Origin of the sequence: Duganella sp. CF517, from assembly GCF_900110275.1 — a bacterium.
GTDB lineage: Bacteria > Pseudomonadota > Gammaproteobacteria > Burkholderiales > Burkholderiaceae_D > Rugamonas.
The window spans coordinates 631,294-653,991 of record NZ_FODC01000002.1; the positions used below are offsets into that span (position 1 = coordinate 631,294).

20 protein-coding genes are annotated in these 22,698 nt (G+C 64.8%); 9 read left to right on the forward strand and 11 right to left on the reverse strand.

The genetic code is table 11. The annotated features are described in order from the left end of the window. Positions 1–550: 550 nt before the first annotated feature. The 6 genes from BMX85_RS09765 to puuE all read right to left on the reverse strand — a co-directional run bounded on the left by BMX85_RS09765 (position 551) and on the right by puuE (position 9,298). Positions 551–2,026, reverse strand: coding sequence for an adenosine deaminase family protein (locus tag BMX85_RS09765; RefSeq protein WP_090316434.1), 1,476 nt, complete (start codon positions 2,024–2,026; stop codon positions 551–553). A gap of 41 nt (positions 2,027–2,067) precedes the next feature. Beyond that, entirely contained in the window at positions 2,068–3,378 is a 1,311-nt protein-coding gene (gene guaD, locus BMX85_RS09770; RefSeq protein WP_090316437.1) for a guanine deaminase, read from the reverse strand. 97 nt (positions 3,379–3,475) lie between these two features. Continuing rightward, the gene (xdhC, locus tag BMX85_RS09775; protein ID WP_090316440.1) at positions 3,476–4,492 is read right to left on the reverse strand and encodes a xanthine dehydrogenase accessory protein XdhC; all 1,017 of its coding nucleotides are present in this window, start codon (positions 4,490–4,492) and stop codon (positions 3,476–3,478) included. Then, a complete protein-coding gene (gene xdhB / locus BMX85_RS09780; protein WP_090316443.1) occupies positions 4,493–6,856 on the reverse strand; it encodes a xanthine dehydrogenase molybdopterin binding subunit in 2,364 nt (787 codons plus the stop codon). An 11-nt stretch (positions 6,857–6,867) separates the two neighbouring features. Beyond that, positions 6,868–8,337 carry a xanthine dehydrogenase small subunit gene (gene xdhA / locus BMX85_RS09785; protein WP_090316446.1) on the reverse strand — a complete coding sequence of 490 codons (1,470 nt, stop codon included), beginning with the start codon at positions 8,335–8,337 and terminating at the stop codon, positions 6,868–6,870. Positions 8,338–8,344: 7 nt separating this feature from the next. Beyond that, positions 8,345–9,298 carry an allantoinase PuuE gene (gene puuE / locus BMX85_RS09790; RefSeq protein WP_090316449.1) on the reverse strand — a complete coding sequence of 318 codons (954 nt, stop codon included), beginning with the start codon at positions 9,296–9,298 and terminating at the stop codon, positions 8,345–8,347. 109 nt (positions 9,299–9,407) lie between these two features. On the opposite strand from puuE, the gene uraH reads away from it, so the two are divergent. Together uraH and BMX85_RS09800 are read left to right on the forward strand one after the other, a co-directional pair. Beyond that, positions 9,408–9,761, forward strand: a complete 354-nt coding sequence (gene uraH, locus BMX85_RS09795) for a hydroxyisourate hydrolase (RefSeq protein ID WP_090316452.1) — start codon at positions 9,408–9,410, stop codon at positions 9,759–9,761. Positions 9,762–9,779: 18 nt separating this feature from the next. After that, complete coding sequence (locus BMX85_RS09800; protein ID WP_090316456.1) at positions 9,780–11,288, forward strand: tetratricopeptide repeat protein; 1,509 nt, start codon at positions 9,780–9,782, stop codon at positions 11,286–11,288. Between the two features lies 1 nt (position 11,289). Here BMX85_RS09800 and BMX85_RS09805 read toward each other — a convergent pair whose 3' ends face one another. Beyond that, the gene (locus BMX85_RS09805; protein WP_090316458.1) at positions 11,290–12,507 is read right to left on the reverse strand and encodes a glutamate carboxypeptidase; all 1,218 of its coding nucleotides are present in this window, start codon (positions 12,505–12,507) and stop codon (positions 11,290–11,292) included. Positions 12,508–12,677: 170 nt separating this feature from the next. Between BMX85_RS09805 and BMX85_RS09810 the strand changes: the two genes are divergently transcribed. The 3 genes from BMX85_RS09810 (at position 12,678) to BMX85_RS09820 (ending at position 17,105) form a co-directional block, all read left to right on the forward strand. Continuing rightward, positions 12,678–13,964, forward strand: a complete 1,287-nt coding sequence (locus BMX85_RS09810) for an HlyC/CorC family transporter (RefSeq protein ID WP_090316460.1) — start codon at positions 12,678–12,680, stop codon at positions 13,962–13,964. A 155-nt stretch (positions 13,965–14,119) separates the two neighbouring features. Beyond that, complete coding sequence (gene pilB, locus BMX85_RS09815) at positions 14,120–15,859, forward strand: type IV-A pilus assembly ATPase PilB (RefSeq protein ID WP_090316463.1); 1,740 nt, start codon at positions 14,120–14,122, stop codon at positions 15,857–15,859. A 22-nt stretch (positions 15,860–15,881) separates the two neighbouring features. Beyond that, positions 15,882–17,105 carry a type II secretion system F family protein gene (locus BMX85_RS09820; protein ID WP_090316465.1) on the forward strand — a complete coding sequence of 408 codons (1,224 nt, stop codon included), beginning with the start codon at positions 15,882–15,884 and terminating at the stop codon, positions 17,103–17,105. 45 nt (positions 17,106–17,150) lie between these two features. Here BMX85_RS09820 and BMX85_RS09825 read toward each other — a convergent pair whose 3' ends face one another. Then, positions 17,151–17,927: a sensor histidine kinase gene (locus BMX85_RS09825; protein WP_090316469.1), complete on the reverse strand. Its 777-nt coding sequence runs from the start codon at positions 17,925–17,927 to the stop codon at positions 17,151–17,153. Positions 17,928–18,181: 254 nt separating this feature from the next. Between BMX85_RS09825 and BMX85_RS09830 the strand changes: the two genes are divergently transcribed. From BMX85_RS09830 to yacG, 4 genes are all read left to right on the forward strand, one after another. After that, positions 18,182–19,057 carry a prepilin peptidase gene (locus BMX85_RS09830; RefSeq protein WP_090317660.1) on the forward strand — a complete coding sequence of 292 codons (876 nt, stop codon included), beginning with the start codon at positions 18,182–18,184 and terminating at the stop codon, positions 19,055–19,057. Positions 19,058–19,072: 15 nt separating this feature from the next. After that, positions 19,073–19,678, forward strand: coding sequence for a dephospho-CoA kinase (coaE, locus tag BMX85_RS09835; protein WP_090316472.1), 606 nt, complete (start codon positions 19,073–19,075; stop codon positions 19,676–19,678). Between the two features lie 108 nt (positions 19,679–19,786). Beyond that, positions 19,787–20,542, forward strand: coding sequence for a cell division protein ZapD (gene zapD, locus BMX85_RS09840; protein WP_090316475.1), 756 nt, complete (start codon positions 19,787–19,789; stop codon positions 20,540–20,542). 9 nt (positions 20,543–20,551) lie between these two features. Beyond that, entirely contained in the window at positions 20,552–20,725 is a 174-nt protein-coding gene (gene yacG, locus BMX85_RS09845; protein WP_090316479.1) for a DNA gyrase inhibitor YacG, read from the forward strand. Positions 20,726–20,740: 15 nt separating this feature from the next. Here yacG and BMX85_RS09850 read toward each other — a convergent pair whose 3' ends face one another. The 3 genes from BMX85_RS09850 to BMX85_RS09860 all read right to left on the reverse strand — a co-directional run bounded on the left by BMX85_RS09850 (position 20,741) and on the right by BMX85_RS09860 (position 22,643). Beyond that, a complete protein-coding gene (locus tag BMX85_RS09850; protein WP_090316482.1) occupies positions 20,741–21,451 on the reverse strand; it encodes an anti-sigma factor in 711 nt (236 codons plus the stop codon). Further along, positions 21,448–22,002 (reverse strand): sigma-70 family RNA polymerase sigma factor, encoded by a 555-nt coding sequence (locus tag BMX85_RS09855; RefSeq protein WP_090316485.1) that lies wholly within the window; start codon positions 22,000–22,002, stop codon positions 21,448–21,450. The genes BMX85_RS09850 and BMX85_RS09855 overlap by 4 nt, the downstream gene beginning before the upstream one ends. Before the next feature lie 104 nt (positions 22,003–22,106). Next, a complete protein-coding gene (locus BMX85_RS09860) occupies positions 22,107–22,643 on the reverse strand; it encodes a DUF3455 domain-containing protein (protein WP_090316487.1) in 537 nt (178 codons plus the stop codon). Between the last annotated feature and the right edge of the window lie 55 nt (positions 22,644–22,698).

Here is a 22,698-nt window from a genome sequence, read left to right on the forward strand (position 1 = left end):
TTGCTGCAACTGGTCGAGCCGCCCAAATCCCGGCGTGCCAACGGCAGCGGGTGAGTGTAACGGCTTAATATGTCAGGGCTGTGACGTCGGTAGGTGACGCATCGCCTGGTTTGCCACTTATCTACTGAACTGTGAGAAAGCAATAATCTTGCTTTTTTTGGATCATCCGCGCCAACTATGCAGGATCGAAAAAAGCATGACAAATACGATTTATTTTACGAATTCAGATGAAAAATATATAAATAAGGCTAGATTCACATGCGAGTGCAACTACGACGTGGAATAAGCCGGAATTATAAATCAGCCATTCTCACGTGAAATCTTTTCATTGGTATTACTGCAAAAAGCAACACCACTGCCCGCGCATATGTCGTATCGCGGCCACAAGCGTTAAAAAACGGGGGCCGCGCATGCCACAGAGAGGAATTTATGACAACAGTCGAATGCTGCTGTGCGGCAGAATATTTTGTAACAAACCGCAGGTCGATGTGGATCGGACACCACACCGCCCTGCTGTTGAGCCAGCTTGCCGCTGGCGACGCTTGTACGCCTAGCGCGCCGCCTTGCTTTGCGACGCAGCAATTTCCGCTTCAAATTTGCTGAACTTGCCGTCCAAGCCCTTCAACAGCCGCTGTTTGTCGGCGTCGGCGAGGAAGGAATACCGGATGCTGTCGTACGACAGTTTTTTAACTTCCGCATATGTCGGCTGATAACGGGCCGCGTACAACACGAATTCGCCGGACAGGTTATTGCGCGACACGCCGGCGTCGTCGGTCGACAGCACGAACGGCACGCCATATTGCCGGTACAGGGTGACCGGATGCGCGGCGCCCTTCACACCCAAAATAAAGTCGTTACTACTGAGGTTGACCTCGACCGGAATCTGTCGATCACGCATTTTTTTCATGATCTGCAGCGGATTGGTCTCGTGGGCGATGTCCATGCCGTGGCCGATGCGGCTGGCGCCGGCGACGTCGATGGCGTCGCGGATGTGGAAGGTCAGGCCTTCCGGCGGCACCATGCCCAGCGACAGCTCGCCGGCGTGCAGCGCCAGTTTCACCTTCGGATACTTCGTCTTCAGGAATTTAAACATCTGCATGTGCATCGCATAGTCGCGCATCGACACGTGGACGCTCTCCTGGCCGACGATGTTGACGCCGACGATCATCGGGCTGGAGGACGCCAGCTTAAAGCTCGACACCATCTGCGAGAACACCTGCGACGGCGACAGGAAGCGCAGCGCGAACGGCTGGTAGCGCATCGTGAAGTCGGCGTCGTCGATGCCGGCGCCGGAGGTCTTGACGTTGTCCAGGTAGGCGGCGATCCAGCCCTGGTAGGCCTTGTCGTCCTGCAGTTTGGCGCTGAAGGCGGCCAGGTCGGCGTCGGTCACGCCGCCGGCGAGGGCTTTGTCGTCGAAGGCCTTGTCCTGCGCGATCGGCGCGATCTCGTAGATGGTCTCGATGTAGCTCAGGTTTTCCTGGATCGCGCGCTGCTTGAGCGTCTTCAGGCCTTCGGCCGCGTTGGTCGACGCGACCGGCGTGAAGTAGCCGAAGGTATCGAAGAACTGGCGGTCCGGCGGCGATTGGATCGCGCTATGGTTGTAAAAGTCCTTGTCCGACCATTTTTGCAGCAGGTTGGCCAGTACCGTGTTGTCCTGCAAAATATCCTGGCCGGACAGGCACGCGCGCTCGGCCAGCGGCTTGGCGCGCTCGCTGGCGACGGTCTCCTTGGTCTTGTCGATCATGAAGCTGGTCTTGTTGACGCAGTAGCCCTCCTTGTCCACCCACTCCAGATACTGCTCGGCGTAGATCGCGCCGGAATAATGGTGGTGCAGATCGCCGCCCTTGGGCATCATCGTAAAGAACATCGTCAGCTCGGCCAGTTTCGGCTCCTTGCCCGAAACCAGCGAGGCGAAGTGGCGCTTGACGATGTCCTCGTTGCTGGCCGCGTGCGCGCCTTGCGGCATGGCGCAGAACACGGCGGCGGCGAGGGCGACGGCCTTCAGGCTGGCGATATTTTTTTGCATGTGGCTTCCAATGTGAATTTAGTCCGTTCTTATCCCGACCTTCAAGTCGAGGCGCGGGCGTGCACCTTGCGGCCGGCGGAATACGTCGCCGCGATGGCGCGGTCGTCGCCCAGCAGCGCCAGGGCGAACAGCAGCTCCTCCAGGCTTTCGATCCGGTCGGTGCGCCGCCGCAGCAGCGGCGTGGCCTGCGGGTCGACGACGATGAAGTCGGCCTCCGCGCCGGCGCTGAAATTGCCGATCGTGCCTTCGAGCTGCATGCTGCGCGCCGCGCCCAGCGTGGCCAGGTAGAACATCCGCAAAGCCGGCAGATAACTGCCGCCCAAGCGCGCTACTTTATAGGCTTCATTCATGGTTTGCAACATCGAGAACGAGGTGCCGCCGCCGACGTCCGTCGCCAGCGACAGCGGCACGCCGGCCTGGTCGGCGCGCTCGAAGTCGAACAGGCCGCTGCCGAGGAACAGGTTGGAGGTCGGGCAGATGGCGGCGGCGGAACTGGTTTCGGCCATGCGCTCGCGGTCGCGCGCATCGAGCCAGATGCAGTGGCCGTACATCGCGCGCGGGCGCATCATGCCGTAGCTGTCGTAGACGTCGATGTAGCTGCGCGACTTGGGGAACAGTTCGCGCACCCACGCGCATTCGGCTTCGTTCTCCGACACGTGGGTCTGGATGAAGGTGTCCGGGTAGGCCCGCGCCAGTTCGCCGGCCAGGTGCAGCTGCTCCTCGGTGGAGGTGGGCGCGAAGCGCGGCGTGATCGCGTACAGCGAGCGGCCGTGGTTGTGCCAGCGCCGGATCAGCGCCTCGGTGTCGCGGGCGCTCGATTCGGCCGTGTCGCGCAGGTAGTCGGGGCAGTTCCGGTCCATCATCACCTTGCCGGCGACCATGCGCAGGCCGCGCTGTTCGCTGGCGGTGAAGAAGGCGTCCACCGATTGCGGGTGCACGCTGCAATAGACCATGGCGGTGGTGGTGCCGCAGCGCAGCAGCTCGTCGAGGAAGAAGTCGGCCACGCCGGCGGCGTGCGCCGGGTCGCCGAATTTGCTCTCGACCGGGAAGGTGTAGGTCTCCAGCCAGGGCAGCAGGCCCTCGGCCGGCGAGGCGATCATGTCGGTTTGCGGATAGTGGACGTGGGTGTCGATAAAGCCGGGCATCAGCAGCTTTCCGCTGTAGTCGTGCACTTCGGTTCCCGGCGGCAGGGTCGCGTGCAGCGTGGCGTAGTCGCCGGCCGCCTGGACTTTGCCGTCGGCGACGATCAGCAAGCCGTCCTCGTACCAGTCGTGCGACTGGTCGCTGAAGGCCGGGTCGGCGAGGAAGTGGAGCAAGCTACCCCGGTAGGCTTGCAGGTCTTGGTTCGACATAGGTTCTCTCAAAAATTTCGTGGTTCCACGTAGGGCGGATTAGGCGGAACGCCGTAATCGGCCGTCGATTGGGCGTCGGCGGCGCCGGCATGGCCGATTACGCTGCGCTAATCCGCCCCGCGCGATCCTGATTCAACGCGACGCTCTGCTGCGCTTCCCACACGATCAGCAACTGGGCGCAGACGGAGGCCGCGATCGCGGCGGGCAGCTTGTTCGTGATGCCGGCCAGGCCGATCGGACAAACCATGGCGTCGATGCGGTCCCGCGGCAGGCCGCGCGCGGCCATCCTGCGTTCGAACTGCACCCGCTTGGTCTTGGAGCCGATCAGGCCAAACCAACCGACGTCGGGGCGCGCCAAAATCGCTTCGCTCAACCGCTGATCGAGCTCGTGGCTGTGGGTCATCACCAGGTAACTGGCGTCGGCCGGCGCGCCGGCGACCAGCGCCTCCGGCGTATCGGTCGCTTCGATCGTCACGTTGGCTGGTATCGTCGACGGGAACATATCCTCCCGCTCGTCGATCCAGGTTACGGTGCACGGCAGCTCGCCCAGCATGCGGACGATGGCCGCGCCGACATGGCCCGCGCCGAACAATAGCAGATGCGCGCGCGGCGCCAGGCACGGGTCGGCGAGCCAGCGACGCCCGGCAGCGTCTTTCAATACATGCGTGCCGCGCGTGCGGTCGACCAGTGGCGCGCGCTCGCCCTGCCCCGCCACCGTCCTGCCATCGGCATCCAGCAGCAGCGCGGCGGACGGACCGTCGATGGCGCTCAGGCGCCAGCTCTCTTCGCGACGGCGACTTCTTAAACTCTCCAGCACCGCGCGCAGCGAAGCATCGACCAACTCGAACGCCAGGTGCACCACGCCGCCGCAGCACTGGCCCAAGGTCGGGCCGAGCGCATAGCGCTCCAGCCGCGCCGCAACCCCGCCGTCCAGCATCCGGCGCGCCACCTCGACCGCGCACATTTCCAGATGCCCGCCGCCGATGGTGTCGACCTGGCCTTGCGCCGTCACCAACATCTTGGCGCCCGGCTCGCGCGGACCGGAACCTTCGACGATGGCCACCGTCACCAGCACCGCCGGTTGCGTGATCCGCGCTGTCAGCCACTCGTTCACTTAAGCCGCCATTTCCACTGCGGATACCGCGCGCAGTATCTCTTCGCTGGTCGCCGGCGCGTTCAGCGGCGGATTGACGCGATGGCCGCCGACGCTGGAAATCGCATCGCGGATCGCGAAGAACACCGAGAACGGCAGCAGCAGCGGCGGTTCGCCCACCGCCTTGGAGCGGTGGATGCTGTCCTCGACGTTGCCGTTGTCATACAGCGTGACGCGGAAGTCCTCGGGGCAGTCGGACACGCCGGGAATCTTGTAGGTCGACGGCGCGTGCGTCATCAGCTTGCCGGCCGGGTTCCACCACAGCTGCTCGGTGGTCAGCCAGCCCATGCCCTGGATGAAAGCGCCCTCCACCTGGCCGATATCGATGGCCGGATTGAGCGAGCGGCCGGCGTCGTACAACGCATCCGCGCGCAGCAGCTTCCACTCGCCGGTCAAGGTGTCGACCACCACCTCGGACACGGCGGCGCCGTAGGCATAATACGAGAACGGATGGCCGTTCATCGTCTTCGGGTCCCAGTGCAGGCCGGGCGTGGCGTAGAAACCGTCGGACCACAGCTGCACCCGCGCCAGATACGCCTTCTGCACCAGCTCCGGAAACGGTACGACGTGACCGTTCACGTGCACGGCGTTGTCGAAGAACCGCACCGGCTGGCCGTCCTCGTCGCCATACAGTTTGACCGCGTAGGCGGCCAAGCGCTCGCGGATCTGGCGCGCGGCGTCCTGCGCCGCCTTGCCGTTCAAATCCGCGCCGGTCGATGCCGCCGTCGCCGAGGTGTTCGACACCTTGCTGGTATCGGTCGCCGTCGCGCGCACGTGCTCCATGTCCACGCCCAGTTCATGCGCCACCACCTGCATCACCTTGGTGTTGATGCCTTGCCCCATCTCCGTGCCGCCATGGTTGACCAGTACCGAGCCGTCCACATACACGTGCACCAGCGCGCCGGCCTGGTTCAGGTGGGTGACGTTGAAGGCGATGCCGAATTTGAGCGGCGTCAGCGCCAGCCCTTTCTTCAGCACCGGGCTGTTCGCGTTGTAAGCGTCGATGGCCTTGCGGCGCGCGCGGTATTCGCTGGTTTGCTCCAGCTCCGCCGTCAGCGCCTCGATCACGTTGTCGACGATCTCCTGGCCGTAAGGCGTGACATTGCGCTCGGTCTTGCCATAGAAATTCAGGCGGCGGATGTCGAGCGCGTCGCGGCCAAGGTTGCGGGCGATTTCATCGATCACGTATTCGATGGCGATGGCGCCCTGCGGGCCGCCGAAGCCACGGAAGGCGGTGTTCGATTGCGTGTTGGTCTTGCCGCAGGCGGCGCGGATGTCGACGTCCGACAAATAATAGGTATTGTCGAAGTGGCAGACGGCACGCGTGGCCACGGGCCCCGACAAGTCGGCCGAATAGCCGGCGCGCAGGGTCATGTCGACCTTCGCTGCGAGGATCTTGCCGTTGTCGTCGTAGCCGACTTCGTATTCGTAGAAGAAGCAATGGCGCTTGCCGGTGACGAGCATGTCGTCGTCGCGGTCGGCGCGCAGCTTGACCGGCCGGCGCAGCTTGGCGGCGGCGATGCCGGCGGCGGCGGCCCACAACGCCGATTGCGACTCCTTGCCGCCGAAACCACCGCCCATGCGGCGGCACTCGACCTGCACCTTGTGCGAATGCACGCCGATCGCATGGGCGACCACGTGCTGCATCTCGCTCGGATGCTGGGTCGAGCACTGCACCAGCATGCCGTTGTCCTCCTTCGGGATCGCGTAGGCGATCTGGCCCTCCAGGTAGAACTGCTCCTGGCCGCCGACGAACAACTGGCCCTTGACCACGCGCGGCGCCGTGTCGAAGGCGGCCTGGAATTCCCCGCGCTTGAGCCGCATCGGCGGCAGCACATACGATTGCGCGGACTTGGCTTCCTGCGGCGTGAAGATCGCCGGCAGCTCGTCGTAATCGACGACGGCGCGGCGCGCGGCGCGGCGGGCGTTGTCGTGCGTGTCGGCGACGACGATGAAGATCGGCTGGCCGACGTACATCACCTCCTCCACGCAGAAAATCGGATCATCGTGGATGATCGGCCCGCAGTCGTTGGTGCCGACGATGTCGCCGGCGGTGTAGACCGCCACCACGCCGGCCGAAGCGCGCACCGGCGCCAGGTCGATCGCGGTGATGCGCGCGTGCGCCTTCGACGACAGGCCCAGCGCCGCGTGCAAGGTGCCTTGCAGCTCGGGGATGTCGTCGGTGTACGTGGCCTGGCCGAGCACGTGCAGCTCGGCCGATTCATGCGGACGGGCGACGCCGACGGCTTTCCACGCCTCGGCGGCGGCGGCCTTGGCGGCGTCCAACGCGGTGGTCGCAAGTTCGGGAGCGGCTGGATGGTTCATGATGGCTCCTTTCAGGCGCGGCAGGCGAAGGCGTTGACGGCATCGGCCGCGAGCGGCGCGTCGGCGCGGGTCTCGAACCAGAAGCGGCGCAGCAGGTTTTGCGCCGTCTGCATGCGATAGGTACTGGAGGCGCGCATGTCCGACAGCGGCGCGAAGTCCCGCGCCAGCATGTCCATCGCCACGCGCAGATTGGCCTCGTTCCAGCGCAGCCCAATCAGCGAGGACTCGGCACGCGGCGCGCGGCGCGGGGTGGCGGCCATGCCGCCGAAAGCGATGCGGGCGTCGACCACGACGTCGCCATCGAGCTTGAACGCGAACGCGGCGCAGACGGCGGAGATATCCTGGTCGAAGCGTTTGGCCAGCTTATAGGTGCGGAATGCGATCCCGGCGCGCGGCAACGGCACCCGCACGGCGACGACCAATTCGTCCGGCCGCATATCCTTTTTTTGATAATCGAGGTAGAAGGCCTCCAGCGGCAGCACACGCCGGCCGGACGCGCTTTGCAGCACCACTTCGCTACCGAGCGCGATCATCCACGGCATCGAATCGCCGATCGGCGAACCGTTGGCGACATTGCCGCCCAGCGTGCCGGCGTTACGGATCGGCAGGGATGCGAAGCGCTGGCGCATCTCGCCCAGCTGCGACGGATACCGTTCCGCCAGCGCCTGATACGCCTCGTCGAGCGAGACGCCGGCGCCGATTTCCAGCATGCCGTCTTTCTCGCCCATGGTTTGCAGCGCGGTGACGTGACCAAGGTAGATGATGTCGCCCAGCTCGCGCATCTGTTTGGTGACCCACAGGCCGATATCGGTGGAACCGGCCAGCAGCGTCGCCTTCGGATGCGCGGCGCGCAGGGCCACCAACTCCTCGAGCGTGCGCGGCGCGTGGAAGCTCTGGCCGTGCGCGGTGTAGCTGGCGCCGGCGTCGCGCCGCAAGCCGCGCAATTGCTCCGCCAGGGCTTCGCGGTCGAAGCCGACCTTGGGCAGCTCCGTCATGCGGTGCGCGGCATCGATGATGGGGCGGTAGCCGGTGCAGCGGCACAGGTTACCGGACAGGCAATCGTCGATTTCCTTGCGCTGCGCAGGCTGGCCGTCCTTGTCGAGATACATGCCCCACAGCGACATGACGAAACCGGGCGTACAGAAGCCGCATTGCGAGCCGTGACATTCGACCATCGCCTGCTGTACCGGATGCAGCGCGCCGTCGGCCTGCTGCAAATCCTCGACCGTGAACAGCGCCTTGCCGTCCAGCGTGGGCGCGAACTGGATGCAGGAGTTCACGGACTTCATCTCCAGCTGGCCGCTGGCGTTCAGGCTGCCGACGACGACCGTGCAGGCGCCGCAATCGCCCTCGGCACAGCCTTCCTTGGTGCCGGTGCAATGCAGGTCTTCGCGCAGGTGCTGCAGCACGGTGCGCGTCGGCGCGGCGTTGGTGATCTCCTGGACCGCGCCACGGAAATAAAAACGAATCGGTTCGGACATCGTGGTCTCAATCTGCAAATGGGTGTGTGGCGTGCCAGTGATCGGCGATATCGATGCGGCGCGTGATCCAGACCTTGTCGTGCCCCTGCACGTAGTCGAGGAAGCGCGCCAGCGACGCCGCCCGCGCCGGCCGCCCGGCGATACGGCAGTGCAGACCGATCGACAGCATCTTCGGCTGGTTCAAGCCATTCGGATCGCCCTCCGCGTACAGCACGTCGAAGGCGTCCTTCAGGTAGTCGAAGAATTGCGTGCCGGAGTTGAAGCCCTGCGCGGCGGCGAAGCGCATGTCGTTGGTGTCCAGCGTGTACGGCACGATCAGCTGCGGCGCCGTCGCGGCCTTGCCGCCGGCGTCCGTGTAGCCGACCTTTTGCCAGAACGGCAAGTCGTCGCCGTAGTGGTCGGAATCGTAGCGGAAGCCGCCGTGCTCCACCACCAGCCGGCGCGTATTGGGCGAATCGCGGCCGGTGTACCAGCCTTGCGGCGCGCTACCCGTCAGTTCGCGGATGATATCGACCGCTTCCTTCATGTGCGCGCGCTCGGTCGCCTCGTCCATGTTTTGGTAGGTGATCCAGCGCAGGCCGTGGCAGGCGATTTCGTGGCCCAGCGACTGGAACGCGGCCACCGCCTCCGGATGCCGCTTGAGCGCCATCGACACGCCGAACACCGTCAGCGGCAGCTTGCGCTCCTCGAACATGCGCAGCAGGCGCCACAGACCGGCGCGCGAGCCGTACTCGTACAGCGATTCCATGCTCATGTGGCGGTTGCTGAACGAGGCGGCGCCGATGATCTCGGACAGAAATGTTTCCGATCCGGCATCACCGTGCAGCACGTTGTTTTCGCCGCCCTCCTCGTAGTTCAGCACGAATTGCAGGGCCACCCGGGCCTGGTTCGGCCACTGGGCGTGGGGCGGTTTCGGCCCGTAGCCGATCATGTCGCGCGGATAGTTGTCGTAAGTGGTCATGGGCGCCGGCAAGTCGATGGGGAATATATCTGTAATCATATATGCGTAGGCCGTCATCGGTATATGATTTGTACAATAGATACTTATGACGTACACATATAGGACAACCATGGGCAAGCTCAGTACGCACGTTCTCGACATCACGCAAGGCAAGCCGGGGGCCGGCGTCAAGGTGGCGCTGTACGCCGTCGGCGCACAGGGGCGCACCCTGATCAAAACCGACGTCACCAACGCCGACGGCCGCTGTTCGGCGCCGCTGCTCGAGGGCGAGACCATGAAGGCCGGAAAGTATGAGCTGGTGTTCGGCGCCGGCGACTATTTCGCCGCGCAGGGGGTCGAGCTGCCGGAGCCGCGCTTTATCGACGAGGTGACCATCGCTTTCGGCGTGGCCGGCGCGGAGCAGAATTACCATGTGCCGCTGGTGGTGTCGCCGTGGGCGTATTCGACGTATCGGGGCAGTTGAGTCTAAGATGCGCGCACCATGACCGAATCCACTTCCGCGCTCGAAGCGTCCTTCCTGCAACAGGCCGTCGAACTCCATCAGCAAGGCCGCCTCCAGCCGGCGCAGGCGCTGTACCGCCAGGTGCTGGACCTCAATCCCCGCCAGTTCGACGCGCTACATCTGCTGGGCGTGATCGCCCGCCAGCAAGGCGACGCGGCGCAGGCCATCGCGCTGATCTCGCAGGCGATCGCCATCGATGGCCAGCAAGCCAAGGCCCACGCCAACCTCGGCGCGGCGCTGCTCGACGCCGGACGCGCCGACGAAGCGCTCGCCAGCCACGACCGCGCCATCGCCCTGCTGCCGGACTACGCCATGGCCTGGAGTAATCGCGGCAACGCGCTGCGCAGGCTCGGGCGCCTCGATGACGCGCTGCGCAGCTACCAACGCGCGATCGAGATCCAACCGAATTACGCCGAGGCGCACTGCAACCGCGCCATCGTGCTGCAGGACCAGGCCCGCTATCTGGAGGCGCTGGGCGCGGCGGAAGATGCGCTGAACATCAAGGACCGCTACGCCGACGCCTGGTTCGCGCGCGGCAACGCACTGCACTGCCTGCGCCTGCTGCCGGACGCCGTCGAGAGCTTCGACCGCGCCATCCATCTGCGTCCGCAATGGGCCGAGGCGTACAGCGCGCAGGGTTCGAGCCTGTTCAAGCTTGGCGAGTTCGAGGCGGCGCTGGACAGCTACGATTACGCGCTCAAACTCAAACCCGACCACGCGCTGGCGCACTACCATCGCGGCAACGCGCTGCGCTCGCTGGGCCGCAACGCCGAGGCGATCGCCGCCTACCGCGCCGCCTTGGCCCATGGCGACAATCCGGAAACCATCGCCTTCGCGCTGGCGTCGCTCGGCGTGGGCGCGACGCCGGCGGTGCTGCCGGCCGAATACGTGCGCTCGCTGTTCGACCAGTACGCCAACCACTTCGACGAGCATCTGTTGCAGGTGCTGGACTACCAGACGCCGGCATTTCTTGACGGGATGCTGCGGCGCGTGGCGCCGGCGGCCGATCTCGACACCGTGGACATCGGCTGCGGCACCGGCCTGTGCGCCCCGTATCTGAAGGCGTATTCGCGCCGCCTCGATGGCGTCGACCTGTCGCAACAGATGCTGGACAAGGCGGCCGCACGCGGCGGCTACGACGAACTGGCCTGCGCCGATCTGCTGGGTTATTTGGACGCCCATACGGACCGCTGGGATTTGGCGGTCGCCGCCGACGTCTTCGTCTACATCGGCGACCTGCAACCGGTGTTCGAGCGGGTGCGGCGCGCGTTGAAGCCCGGCGGGCGCTTCTGCTTCTCCGTCGAAGCCGGCGATGGCGCCGACTTCACCTTGCGCCCGACCAACCGCTATGCCCACACGCTGGGCTATATCGAGCGCCTGGCGAACGAGACGGGTTTCGAGCTGCTGGCTGCCGAGCCGCTTGCCGCCCGCCAGGAGAACGGCGCGACCATCGCCGGCCACGCCGTGGTCCTACGCAACACGACGTGATTTACTTGCTGTAGTCCATGATCAAGCGTGTCAACAGGTACAGGCGCGGCGCGATGCTGTCGACCTCGATATATTCGTCCGGCGTGTGGATGCCGCCGCCGACGATGCCCAGGCCGTCGATGGTCGGCACGCCGGCCGCCGCGATCAGGCTCGAATCGGCCGCGCCGCCGCTGCCTTCCAGCGTCAGCCTCTTGCCCAGCTCGCCGTAAATGGCCTGCGCGCGCGCCGCCATGGCGTCGGTCGCGGCGTTTTGCGGCATCGGCGGGAAGCCACGGCGCAGCTTGGCGCTGACCTGCGTGTCCGGAATCAGCTTGTTGGCGGCGATGCGCGCCATGTCCTTCTCGACCCGGTCGAACTCCTCCGCCACCGCCACCCGCACGTCGGCCTCGGCATGCGCCGCGTCCGGTATCACGTTGCTGCGCTCGCCCGCCTTGATGACCGTGAAATTGACCGTGGTCTGCTTGCCGGCGTCGCCCAGTTTGCTCAGTTGCAGCACCTGGTGCGCAGCCTCCATGGCGGCGTTGCGGCCCGAGTCCGGCGCCACGCCCGCGTGCGCCGCCTTGCCCTTGACGTCGAGCTCGATGCCGCCGCTGCCCTTGCGCCAGATCACCAGGCCGTCGGCCGGACGGCCCGGCTCCAGGTTGAAGGCCACATCGTGTTCGCGCGCCTGCTTGTCGATCAGCGCCAGCGTGCCGGTCGAGCCGGTTTCCTCGTTGGTGTTGAGGATCAGCGTCACCTTGGCGTAGCCGTCGAATCTGGCGTCGCGCAGCAGCTTCATCGCATACAACGCCATGACGATGCCGCCCTTGTCGTCCATGATGCCGGGACCGTAGGCGCGCTTGCCGTCGACGCGGAACGGCCGCGCGGCGGCGGCGCCATCGCCGAACACCGTGTCCATATGCGCCACCAGCAGGATGCGGCCCTTGCCCTTGCCGGTCCAGGTGGCGACGATGTTGCGCGACCTGGCCGGCGACGCCGGCAGCACCTCGATGCGCGCGCCGAGTTTCTTCAACTCTTCCCGCGCGATGGCGCCGACCTTGTCCAGCCCCGCTTCGTTGTAGGTGCCCGAATCGATGTTGACCAGCCGCTCGAGCAGCGCCAATGCCTCCGGCTTGGCCTGTTCGGCCTGCGTCAGCAAAGCCTGGTTCAACGGCGCGGCGTGCGCCGCCGCGCCGCCCAACCCCAACATCAAGCCAAGCAAAACAAAGTCCTTACGCATGGTGGGCACCCTTATCGCAATATGAAAGTGGCTTCCATAGTACCGTGCGGACTCGGGGAAAACATAGGCAAACTTGCACCCAACTCATCCTTGCCTTAAAATTCCGAGCTGATACGCTCTGGGCGTGCAGCAGCACGGTGCCCAGTTTTCCAGACTCTTTACGGTGACTATTGGATACCGTGCCCTTATGGGTGCAACTTCTTGCACTCGCCCTTCTGATCCTGTGCTCGGCCTTTTTCGCCATGGCCGAAACCGCCCTGATGGCGGCCAACCGCTATCGCCTGCGCCACGAGGCCAAGCGCGGCAGCCGCGCCGCGATCACCACGTTGTGGCTGCTCGACCGCACCGATAAATTGCTGTCGCTGATCCTGATCGCCAACACCTTGGTCAACGCCATGGCCACCGCGCTGGTGACGTCGATCGCCATCGAATATTTCGGCCACGACGACAACGTCATCATCATCTCGACCGGCGTGGTGGCGTTCCTGCTGATCGTGTTCGCCGAGATCTCGCCGAAGATGATCGGCGCCACCTATCCGGAGCGCATCGCGCTGCCCACCAGCGTGGTGCTGCGGCCGCTGATGACCTTGTTCAAGCCGGTGCTGTGGTTCGTCAACCTGTTCGTCACGCAAGTGCTGCGGCTGTTCCGCACCAAGGCCGGCGCCCACCTGCAGGACGAGCGGGTGTCGCCCGAGGAACTGCGCTCGATCGTGCTCGAGGGCGGCAACTTCATTCCGCAAAAGCACAAGAGCATCCTGCTCAACCTGTTCGACCTGGAAACCATCGTCGTCGAGGACATCATGACGCCGCGCTCGCAGATCGAGGCGCTGGACCTGGAACAGTCGGTCGAGGAGATCAAGCGCGAGCTGACCACCTGCTACCACAACAAGCTGCCGGTGTACGAAGGCGAGATCAACCGCATCGTCGGCATCCTGCACGTGCGCAAGGCGGTGGCGCTGCTGAACCAGGAAGAAGAATTGACGGTCGAGCATTTCCGCGCGCTGCTGACCACGCCCTACTTCATTCCACAGGACACCGGCGTCTTCACGCAGTTGCAGTACTTCCAGGAGCGCAAGGAGCGCCTGGGCATCATCGTCGACGAGTACGGCGAGGTGCAGGGCCTGGTCACCCTGGACGACATCATCGAGGAAATGATCGGCGAATTCACGACGTCGATGCCGGGCGACGCCCGCGCCGACAGCTTCGCCTGGAACGAGCAGGGCGAGTGTCTGCTGGAGGGCGCCACGGCGTTACGCGACGTCAACAAACGCCTGGGCTTGAACTTCCCGCTCGACGGCCCCAAAACGCTGAACGGCATGCTGCTGGAACTGTTGCAAGAAATTCCAGAAGCGCCGATCAGTATCAAAATCGGCAACTGCATCATCGAGGTGATCCAGGCCCATGATCAATCCATCAAAGTCGTCAAATTGATACGTCCCGGCAGCAAACGGGATTAAACGCGGTGTCTGATTGCTAAGCCCACGCGGCTAACGCAACACCCGGGCGTACAATCGTTTCTTGGCAGCGAAAAATAGACGACAAGGCTTTACAAAATTAATGCTCAAGAGCATGATTCTTTGACCGCCCGTCCCCTATCAAGATAGATGCTTCTATGGCAGCAGTCCTACCCAACGCCGCGCCAGGCGCCCCGATGTCGGGGTTGGCGCGCGCATTGCTGCAAGCCGGACGGCTCTCCGCCCTGCAAGCCGAGGCGCTGCAAAAAAAGGCCGCGCTCGACAGGCTGGCCTTCATCGACGTGCTGCTCTCGAGCGGCGTGATCGACGCCCGCGCGCTGGCCGCCTTCTGCGCCGAAACGTTCGCCTATCCGCTGATGGATGTGGCCGCGCTGAACCTCGACGCGCTGCCCGCCAAGGCCATCGACAACAAGCTGATGCAGGCCCAGCGCGTCATCGCCCTGGCCAAGCGCGGCAACAAGATGTCGGTGGCCATTTCCGATCCGACCAATTTGCAGGCGCTCGACCAGATCAAGTTCCAGACCGAGTCCACGGTCGAGCCGGTGATCGTGCCGCACGACGCGCTGCTGCAACTGCTGGCGCGGCTCAACAAGACCAGCGAACAAAGCATTTCGGACCTGGCCGGCGACGAAGCGGACATCCAGTTCGCCGAGGAGGAAAGCGCGGCGGCGGCGGTGACGGCGGCGGCCGAGTCGGCCACCAATGACGTCGAGGACGCGCCGGTGGTGCGCTTCCTCAACAAAATGCTGATGGACGCGGTCAACATGGGCGCGTCGGACTTGCACTTCGAACCGTTCGAGAAATTCTACCGGGTGCGCTTCCGCGTCGACGGCGTGCTGATGGAACACGCCCAGCCGCCGATCTCGATCAAGGAAAAGCTGGTCTCGCGCATCAAGGTGCTCGCCAAGCTCGACATCTCGGAAAAGCGCGTGCCGCAGGACGGGCGCATGCGCCTGATCGTCTCGCCGACCAAGACCATCGACCTGCGCATCTCGACCCTGCCGACCCTGTTCGGCGAGAAGACCGTCATGCGTATCCTCGACGCCACGCAGGCGCAGATGGGCATCGACGCGCTCGGCTACGACCCGGACCAGAAGGAATTGCTGCTCGACGCCATCCAGCGGCCCTACGGCATGGTGCTGGTGACCGGCCCGACCGGCTCGGGCAAGACGGTGTCGCTGTACACCTGCCTGAACGTCATCAACAAGCCCGGCATCAACATCTCCACCGCCGAGGACCCGGCCGAGATCAACCTGCCCGGTGTGAACCAGGTCAACGTCAACGACAAGGCCGGCTTGACGTTCCCGGTGGCGCTGAAATCCTTCCTGCGCCAGGACCCGGACATCATCATGGTCGGCGAGATCCGCGACCTCGAAACGGCCGACATCGCCATCAAGGCGGCGCAGACCGGCCACATGGTGTTCTCGACCTTGCACACCAACGACGCGCCGTCGACCCTGACGCGGCTGATGAACATGGGCGTGGCGCCGTTCAACATCGCCTCGTCGGTGATCCTGATCACCGCGCAGCGGCTGGCGCGGCGCCTGTGCAGCTGCAAGCAGCCGGTCGAGATCTCGCACGACCTGCTGCTCAAGGCCGGTTTCAAGCAGCACGAGCTGGACGGCAGCTGGAAGCCCTACGGCCCGGTCGGCTGCGAGCGCTGCAACGGCGGCGGCTACAAGGGCCGGGTCGGCATCTACCAGATCATGCCGATCACGCCGGCCATCGAGAGCATCATCCTGGCGCACGGCAACTCGATGGAGATCGCCGCCAAGTCCGAGGAGGAAGGCGTGAAGTCGCTGCGCCAGTCGGGGCTGGTGAAGGTCAGGAGCGGCCTGACCAGCCTGGAAGAAGTGCTCGGCTGTACCAACGAATAAGCGCTAAAAAAGGACAACGATCATGGCGACTTCGGGCAACGCGGGCAACCAGGTCAAGGAAATGATCTTCGCCTGGGAAGGCAAGGACAAGACCGGCAAGACGGTGCGCGGCGAGATGCGCGCCGGCGGCGAAGCCGTGGTCAACGTCACCTTGCGCCGCCAGGGCATCATGGTCACCAAGGTCAAGAAGAAAGCCTACCGCAGCGGCAAGCGCATCACCGACAAGGACATCTCGCTGTTCACGCGCCAGCTGGCGACGATGATGAAGGCCGGCGTGCCGCTGCTGCAATCGTTCGACATCGTCGGCAAGGGCCACGCCAACCCGTCCGTCTCCAAGCTGGTGATGGACCTGCGCGCCGACATCGAAACCGGCACCAGCCTGAACCAGGCTTTCCGCAAGTTTCCGCTGTACTTCGACCCGCTGTTCTGCAACCTGGTCGGCGCCGGCGAACAGGCCGGCATCCTGGAGGACCTGCTGACGCGGCTGGCGATCTACAAGGAAAAAACGCTGGCCATGAAGGCCAAGATCAAATCGGCGCTGATGTATCCGGTGTCGATCCTGGCGGTGGCGTTCGTCGTCACGGCGGTCATCATGATCTGGGTGGTGCCGGCGTTCAAGGAGGTGTTCGCCAGCTTCGGCGCCAACCTGCCGGCGCCGACCTTGTTCGTCATGGCGCTGTCGGAGTTCTTCGTCACGTGGTGGCACGTGATCTTCTTCTCCATCGGCATGGGGCTGTACCTGTTCTTCCGGGCCTGGCAGCGCTCCTTGCAAATGCAGCGCTTCATGGACAAGCTGCTGCTCAAGCTGCCGGTGTTCGGCGAGGTGATCCGCAAAGCGACGATCGCCCGCTGGACCCGCACCCTGGCGACGATGTTCGCGGCCGGCGTGCCGCTGGTCGAATCGCTCGACTCGGTCGGTGGCGCGGCCGGCAACGCGGTGTACCTGGACGCCACGCGCAAGATCCAGAACGAGGTCAGCACCGGCACCAGCCTGACGGTGGCGATGCAGAACGTCGAGGTGTTTCCCAACATGGTCACGCAGATGGTCGCCATCGGCGAGGAATCGGGCTCGCTCGACGCCATGCTGGGCAAGGTGGCCGATTTCTACGAAGAGGAAGTGGACGAGGCCGTGGCGTCGCTGTCGAGCTTGATGGAGCCGGCGATCATGGTCATCCTTGGCGTGCTGATCGGCGGACTGGTCATCGCGATGTATTTGCCGATCTTCAAATTGGGGTCGGTGGTGTAAAACGGACGATGCGGAAGGCGGCGTTGGCGCTGCAGCCGGCCTCGGTCACCCGCGCGATTCGGTGCGGCCAAGCCAGGCCGCGAGCCGTCGCCGCCAGCGCCGCCCGCGCTGCGGCGCGTAACACACCTTGCCCGGCACCTTCAAAATCACTTCCGTCCCGCGCTCGGGCAAACTCAACACCTCCACGCCGCCCCCCATGCGCTCGGCCCGCTCGCGCATGCCCGCCAGGCCGCGATAGCCGGCCCCCGGCGCCAGCGCCGCATCAATGCCCTTGCCGTCATCGCGCACGAACAGCGAGAAGAACTCGCAGCCGTACACCAGCTCCAGCTCGATATGCCCGGCCTGCGCATGCTGGAACGCATTGAACAGCGCCTCGCGCCCGATGCGGAAAATCTCGTCGCCGACGTCGCCGTCGAGCGGCAGCGCCGGGCCGGTGGCAATCATCCGGAACGGCGTCTTGAAGCTGTCCTGCAGCGAATGCCCGACCTGCGCGAACGCCCGGCTGACATTGTCCCCGTACACCAGCGGCGTGCGCAGCGCCAGCACCTGGTGGCGGCCGTCGGCCAGCACCTCGTCGGCCTGGTCGAGGATGTTGTCGATGGTGTCGCGCTCGGCGCTGCCGCCGGGCAGCCGCTGGCCGACGCTCTGCACGCGCAGCAGGACACCTTGCATGCTTTGCAGCAGCGTGTCGTGCAGATCGAAGGCGACGCGCTCGCGCTGCTCCAGTTGCTTGAGCCGGGCTTGGTAGCGGCGCGCGATGTTGCGCAGGCAAATCCGGAATAACACGCCCAGCAGCAAACATTCCAGGGTTACGCCCAACATCGCAAATAAAGGGGTCTGTATGAACAACAGCAAAAACGGCTCCGTGTGGTTTGAATATCGGTTCCGATATCCCGTCCCCGCACATTGCCATCATTCCAATATCCTTCCCATATCCCCAACGAGGGAGGCAGCTTGCGCACCGTCCCGCGCCGCACGCCGTCAAAAACGCCCCGCAATGTTGCCGTGATGCTTTAATATGGGCCTGTGACCACCTACCCGCCCGTCCAGGGCCGCTGACCCGTATGCTCGACTCGATGCCGCAATCGCCGCTGCTGTTCGCTCCCGCCGCCGACCTGGCCATCAGCCTGATCGCCGGCCTGTTCGGCCTGCTGATCGGCAGCTTCCTCAACGTCGTCATCCACCGCCTGCCGAAGATGATGCAGCGCGAGTCGGACAATTACTGCGCCGTCGAAGCGGGCAAGCCCGAGGTCCACATCGAGCGCTACAACCTGATGGTGCCGCGCTCGGCCTGTCCCCATTGCCACCATCAGATCACGGCGATGGAGAACATTCCGGTCGTCAGCTATCTGGTCCTGCGCGGCAAATGCAGCAACTGCAAGGCGCCGATCTCGCCGCGCTACCCGGCCATCGAACTGCTGACCGGCGTGCTGTCGGCGCTGGTGGTGTGGAAACTGGGCACCGGCTGGCAGGGCCTGGGCGGCCTGTTCTTCCTGTATTTCCTGGTGGCGCTCACTTTCATCGACGCCGACACCCAGTTGCTGCCCGACGACCTGACCTATCCGCTGATCTGGGCCGGGCTGCTGATCAACATCAACGGCACCTACGTGTCGCTGCACGATGCGGTGGTCGGCGCGGCGGCCGGCTATCTGGCGCTGTGGACCATTTATTGGGTGTATAAACTGGTGCGTCACCGCGAGGGCATGGGCTACGGCGACTTCAAGCTGCTGGCCGCGCTGGGCGCGTGGATGGGCTGGGCGACCTTGCCGGCCATCGTGCTGATGGCTTCGCTGGTCGGCGCGGTGACCGGCATCGCGCTGATGGTGGCGAACCGGCGCGGCTTCGATTACCAGATTCCGTTCGGGCCGTATCTGGCCGCCGCCGGCCTGATCACCTTCCTGTACCGGGAGCCGCTGACCGCCTTCACCCGCGTCGTTTATCCTTACTATTAAAAGCAAAGCCACGGCATGAGCACTCCGCCCTTCTCCATCGGCCTGACCGGCGGCATCGGCAGCGGCAAGACCACGGTGGCCAATATGTTCGCCGAACGCGGCGCCAGCATCGTCGACACCGACATCATCGCCCACAGCCTGACCGCGCCCGGCGGCCCGGCGATGCCGGCCATCCTCGCCGAATTCGGCCCGGAGTTCGCCGACGCGGCCGGCGCGCTCGACCGCGCCCGCATGCGCCGGCTGGTGTTCGCCGACGCCGGCGCCAAGGCGCGCCTGGAAGCCATCCTCCATCCCCGCATCCGCGACGGCGCGCTGGCCGCCGGCGCCGCCGCGACCGGCAGCTACGTCATCTACGCGGTGCCGCTGCTGGTCGAGTCGGGCACTTGGCGGTCCCGGGTGGCGCGCGTGCTGGTGATCGACTGCCGCGAGGAAGTGCAAATCGCCCGTGTAATGGCGCGTAACAATCTTCCGGAATCGCAAGTGCTGGCCATCATGGCGGCCCAGGCGAGCCGCGCGCAGCGGCTGGCCGCCGCCGACGACATTATCGAAAACAATGACGGAATCACCGCCCTGGCGCCCCAAATCGACCGTTTACACGCCCTGTACATGAAAATTCGCTAGCATTTTCAAAAAGAACGGTAACAATACCTTCGCAACGTTTGTATTTTTGCTTGGCTTGCTTCAGAATCACGTGATTCACCGCAGGTCCACAAATAGAGGGATGTTATTTTGATTGTCTACGAATATCCTTTCAACGAGCGCATCCGCACGTTGTTGCGATTAGAGGATCTGTACGAGAAATTCAAATTCTTTGTGCATCAGGAACATCCGATGCAGCATCACGTCGCCCTGTCGACGATCTTCGATATGCTGGAAGTGGCCGGCCGCGCCGACCTCAAATCCGACCTGCTGCAAGAACTGGAACGCCAGCGTCAAAGCCTGCTGGGCTACCGCATGAATCCGAATGTCCAGACCGAAACCCTGGACGCGATTCTCGCCGAGCTCGACGGCGTGAGCGGCGCGCTGGTCGCGGCCCAGGGCAAGACCGGCCAGAACGTGCGCGACAACGAATGGCTGATGAGCATCCGCGGCCGCACCATCATTCCCGGCGGCGCCTGCGAATTCGACCTGCCGTCGTATTACGCCTGGCAAAAGCGACCGGCCCAGCAGCGCTTCAACGACATCGCCGCCTGGTTCGCGCCGCTGGCGCCGCTGTTCGACGCGCTGGCCTTGGTGCTGCGCCTGCTGCGCGACTCCGGCGGACCGGTCAAGATGATCGCCGTCGCCGGCAGTTACCAGCAAATGTTGCAGGGCAAGGTCTATCAAATGCTGCGGCTGACCCTGGACGAATCGCTGGGCGCGATCCCGGAGATCTCCGCCAACAAGTACATGCTGTGGGTGCGCTTCACCACCCAGGGCGGCGACCTGAAACCCAAGGCGCTGGAAGATGATGTACCATTCGAGCTCACACTCTGTAACTTCTAAAGAATTATCATGGCCACCGTAGTTGACTGCCCTACCTGCTCCGCCAAAGTGGAGTGGAAGGAAGAGAATAAGTATCGCCCGTTCTGCTCGGAACGCTGCAAACAGATCGATCTCGGCGCCTGGGCCGAGGAAAAGTACGCCATCCCCGCCGCGCCGCCCAAAGATCCATTGGAAGAAGAGTAAGGCCGCGACTGCCGCTTACATGGCGGTCGATTTCACCTTGACGGCCCTGCCGATGTACAGGATCGGCCCGGTCGGACGGCCGGTCGGCGAGCCGGCTTCCGGCTCCAGGGTGATTTCAAACAGTTGCCCGGCCTCGACCTGCGGCAGCTTGCCCAGCGCCACCTTCAGCGGCTGGTTCGGCGTCACCAAGCCCAGCGATGCCGGCTTGCCCCAGTTTTTCCCCTTGGTCCAGAACTGCAGCGATTTTTGGCTCGGCACCGGCGTGCCTTCGAGCGGCGTCAGGGTCAGCTGATTGTTCATGCCGGCCTGCACCACATAGCCGGCGTTGCGTTCCTGCGGCGACACCAGCACCACCATATAGGCCGGCTGCGCCGGCTCGGGACGCACCAGCACGATGCTGCCCAGCACGAAGGTGGCGACCATCGCCAGGCCCGCGAGCGAGCGCCACAGCCGCAGATCGTCCCACCAGCGGCGCCAGCCGCCGGCGTCGGCCACCGCCTGCGGGCGCAGGTTGCCGACGATGCGCGGCCACAGCCTGGCGGACGGTTCGACCGGCTCGGCCAGCGCCGTCAACGGCAGCAGGCGGCGCTCCCACGCGTCCACTTCGGCGCGCAGCAGCGGTTCGTCCTGCATGCGGCGCTCCACCCGCAGGCGCGCGGCCAGCGGCAGGGTGCCCAGCACATATTCGCCGGCCAACTGCTGCAGTTCCTCCAGTGATTCGTTCATCCCATGCACTCCCGCAATGCGGCCAGGCCGCGCTTGAGCCAGGCCTTGACCGTGCCCAGCGGCGCGTTCAGCCGCGTCGCGATCTCGCTGTGGCTGCAGCCATCGACATAGGCGCAAACGATGCTGTTGCGCTTGGCGCTATCGAGATGGCCGAGGCAATCGTTCAGGCGGCCCATGCTGGCTTGCAGTTCAAATTGTTCGGCCACGGTGTCGGTCCGGTCTTCCTGCAAGGCGTCGAGCGTGTCGGCCTCGGCATACACTTCCCGCTCGCGCGAACGCAGCGTGTTGAGCGCCTGGTGGCGCACGACGGTGAAAATCCAGCCGCGCGCGGCGCCGCGTTGCGGGTCGAAGCTGGCGGCCTTTTGCCAGATGCTGACGAAGGCGTCGTGCAGCACGTCCTCGGCCACGTCGCGGCGGCGCACGATGCGCAGCGCCACGCCCAGCAAATGGCGGCCGTCCTGTTCGTACAGGCGCTGCAAGGCACGCTGGTCGCCTTGGGCACAGGCGTGCAGCGCGGCGTCGTAGTCAAAACCGTCCGGGGCGTTCGGCATCAGCAGTCGGGAAAAAAGGGTGGGCGCGGCCCCGGCGGTGATCTGCTGAGTGTCGGCCGATTATAGCCGATCACATCCGCGCAACCGCCGGTCCCGCTACGGAATTACGCGGCTTTCCAGAAGATGTAGTCGGCCTGGTACTTCACGGTTTCCTTGGCGCCCAGGTTGGCGGCGGCGCAGGCGCCGGCCGGGGCCACGCCGCCCTTGGTGGCGACGCGCTGGATATAGGTGACGCCGGTCATGGCGCCGCTGCCCGTGGCCGGATTGGCCTTGACCAGCTGCGATGGAATATTGCCGGCGCCGGCCGGGGCGACCGCGACCTGGGTGGCGGTGACCTTGGAGCCGTCGTTGCCCTGCCACGTGGCCGGCGGGCCGAAGTATTTACCGACGCTCATGCCGCTGCGGTCGCTCAGGACGGCGTCGGGGCCGACGAAGGTCCATTCGAACTGGCCGGCGGCGTCCTTCTTGGCCTTGCATTCATAGGTGATATCGCCGGCGCCGACGGTTTCCATGGCGACCTTGTTACCTTCCGGTACCTGGACGGCGGCGGGCAAGGCCTGTTGGCTGAAGGTCGGGGCGCTGGCGCAAGCGGACAGCAGGACGGCGGCGGCGAGGATGGCGGCGGAATGATGGATTTGCATGTCAGGCTCCTGGGTAGTGTGTAAGACCAGCGGGATTTTCCCGTTGATGGCAGTA

Excerpts from the sequence above, each read along its gene's own strand:
- guaD (WP_090316437.1), bottom strand. The coding sequence starts at position 3,378 with ATGTCGAACCAAGACCTGCAAGCCTACCGGGGTAGCTTGCTCCACTTC.
- BMX85_RS09805 (WP_090316458.1), bottom strand. The coding sequence starts at position 12,507 with ATGCGTAAGGACTTTGTTTTGCTTGGCTTGATGTTGGGGTTGGGCGGC.
- BMX85_RS09850 (WP_090316482.1), bottom strand. The coding sequence starts at position 21,451 with ATGAACGAATCACTGGAGGAACTGCAGCAGTTGGCCGGCGAATATGTG.
- BMX85_RS09825 (WP_090316469.1), bottom strand. The coding sequence starts at position 17,927 with ATGTTGGGCGTAACCCTGGAATGTTTGCTGCTGGGCGTGTTATTCCGG.
- BMX85_RS09855 (WP_090316485.1), bottom strand. The coding sequence starts at position 22,002 with ATGCCGAACGCCCCGGACGGTTTTGACTACGACGCCGCGCTGCACGCC.
- BMX85_RS09830 (WP_090317660.1), top strand. The coding sequence starts at position 18,182 with ATGCCGCAATCGCCGCTGCTGTTCGCTCCCGCCGCCGACCTGGCCATC.
- pilB (WP_090316463.1), top strand. The coding sequence starts at position 14,120 with ATGGCAGCAGTCCTACCCAACGCCGCGCCAGGCGCCCCGATGTCGGGG.
- BMX85_RS09860 (WP_090316487.1), bottom strand. The coding sequence starts at position 22,643 with ATGCAAATCCATCATTCCGCCGCCATCCTCGCCGCCGCCGTCCTGCTG.
- coaE (WP_090316472.1), top strand. The coding sequence starts at position 19,073 with ATGAGCACTCCGCCCTTCTCCATCGGCCTGACCGGCGGCATCGGCAGC.
- yacG (WP_090316479.1), top strand. The coding sequence starts at position 20,552 with ATGGCCACCGTAGTTGACTGCCCTACCTGCTCCGCCAAAGTGGAGTGG.
- uraH (WP_090316452.1), top strand. The coding sequence starts at position 9,408 with ATGGGCAAGCTCAGTACGCACGTTCTCGACATCACGCAAGGCAAGCCG.
- BMX85_RS09765 (WP_090316434.1), bottom strand. The coding sequence starts at position 2,026 with ATGCAAAAAAATATCGCCAGCCTGAAGGCCGTCGCCCTCGCCGCCGCC.
- xdhB (WP_090316443.1), bottom strand. The coding sequence starts at position 6,856 with ATGAACCATCCAGCCGCTCCCGAACTTGCGACCACCGCGTTGGACGCC.
- BMX85_RS09820 (WP_090316465.1), top strand. The coding sequence starts at position 15,882 with ATGGCGACTTCGGGCAACGCGGGCAACCAGGTCAAGGAAATGATCTTC.
- BMX85_RS09800 (WP_090316456.1), top strand. The coding sequence starts at position 9,780 with ATGACCGAATCCACTTCCGCGCTCGAAGCGTCCTTCCTGCAACAGGCC.
- puuE (WP_090316449.1), bottom strand. The coding sequence starts at position 9,298 with ATGACCACTTACGACAACTATCCGCGCGACATGATCGGCTACGGGCCG.
- xdhA (WP_090316446.1), bottom strand. The coding sequence starts at position 8,337 with ATGTCCGAACCGATTCGTTTTTATTTCCGTGGCGCGGTCCAGGAGATC.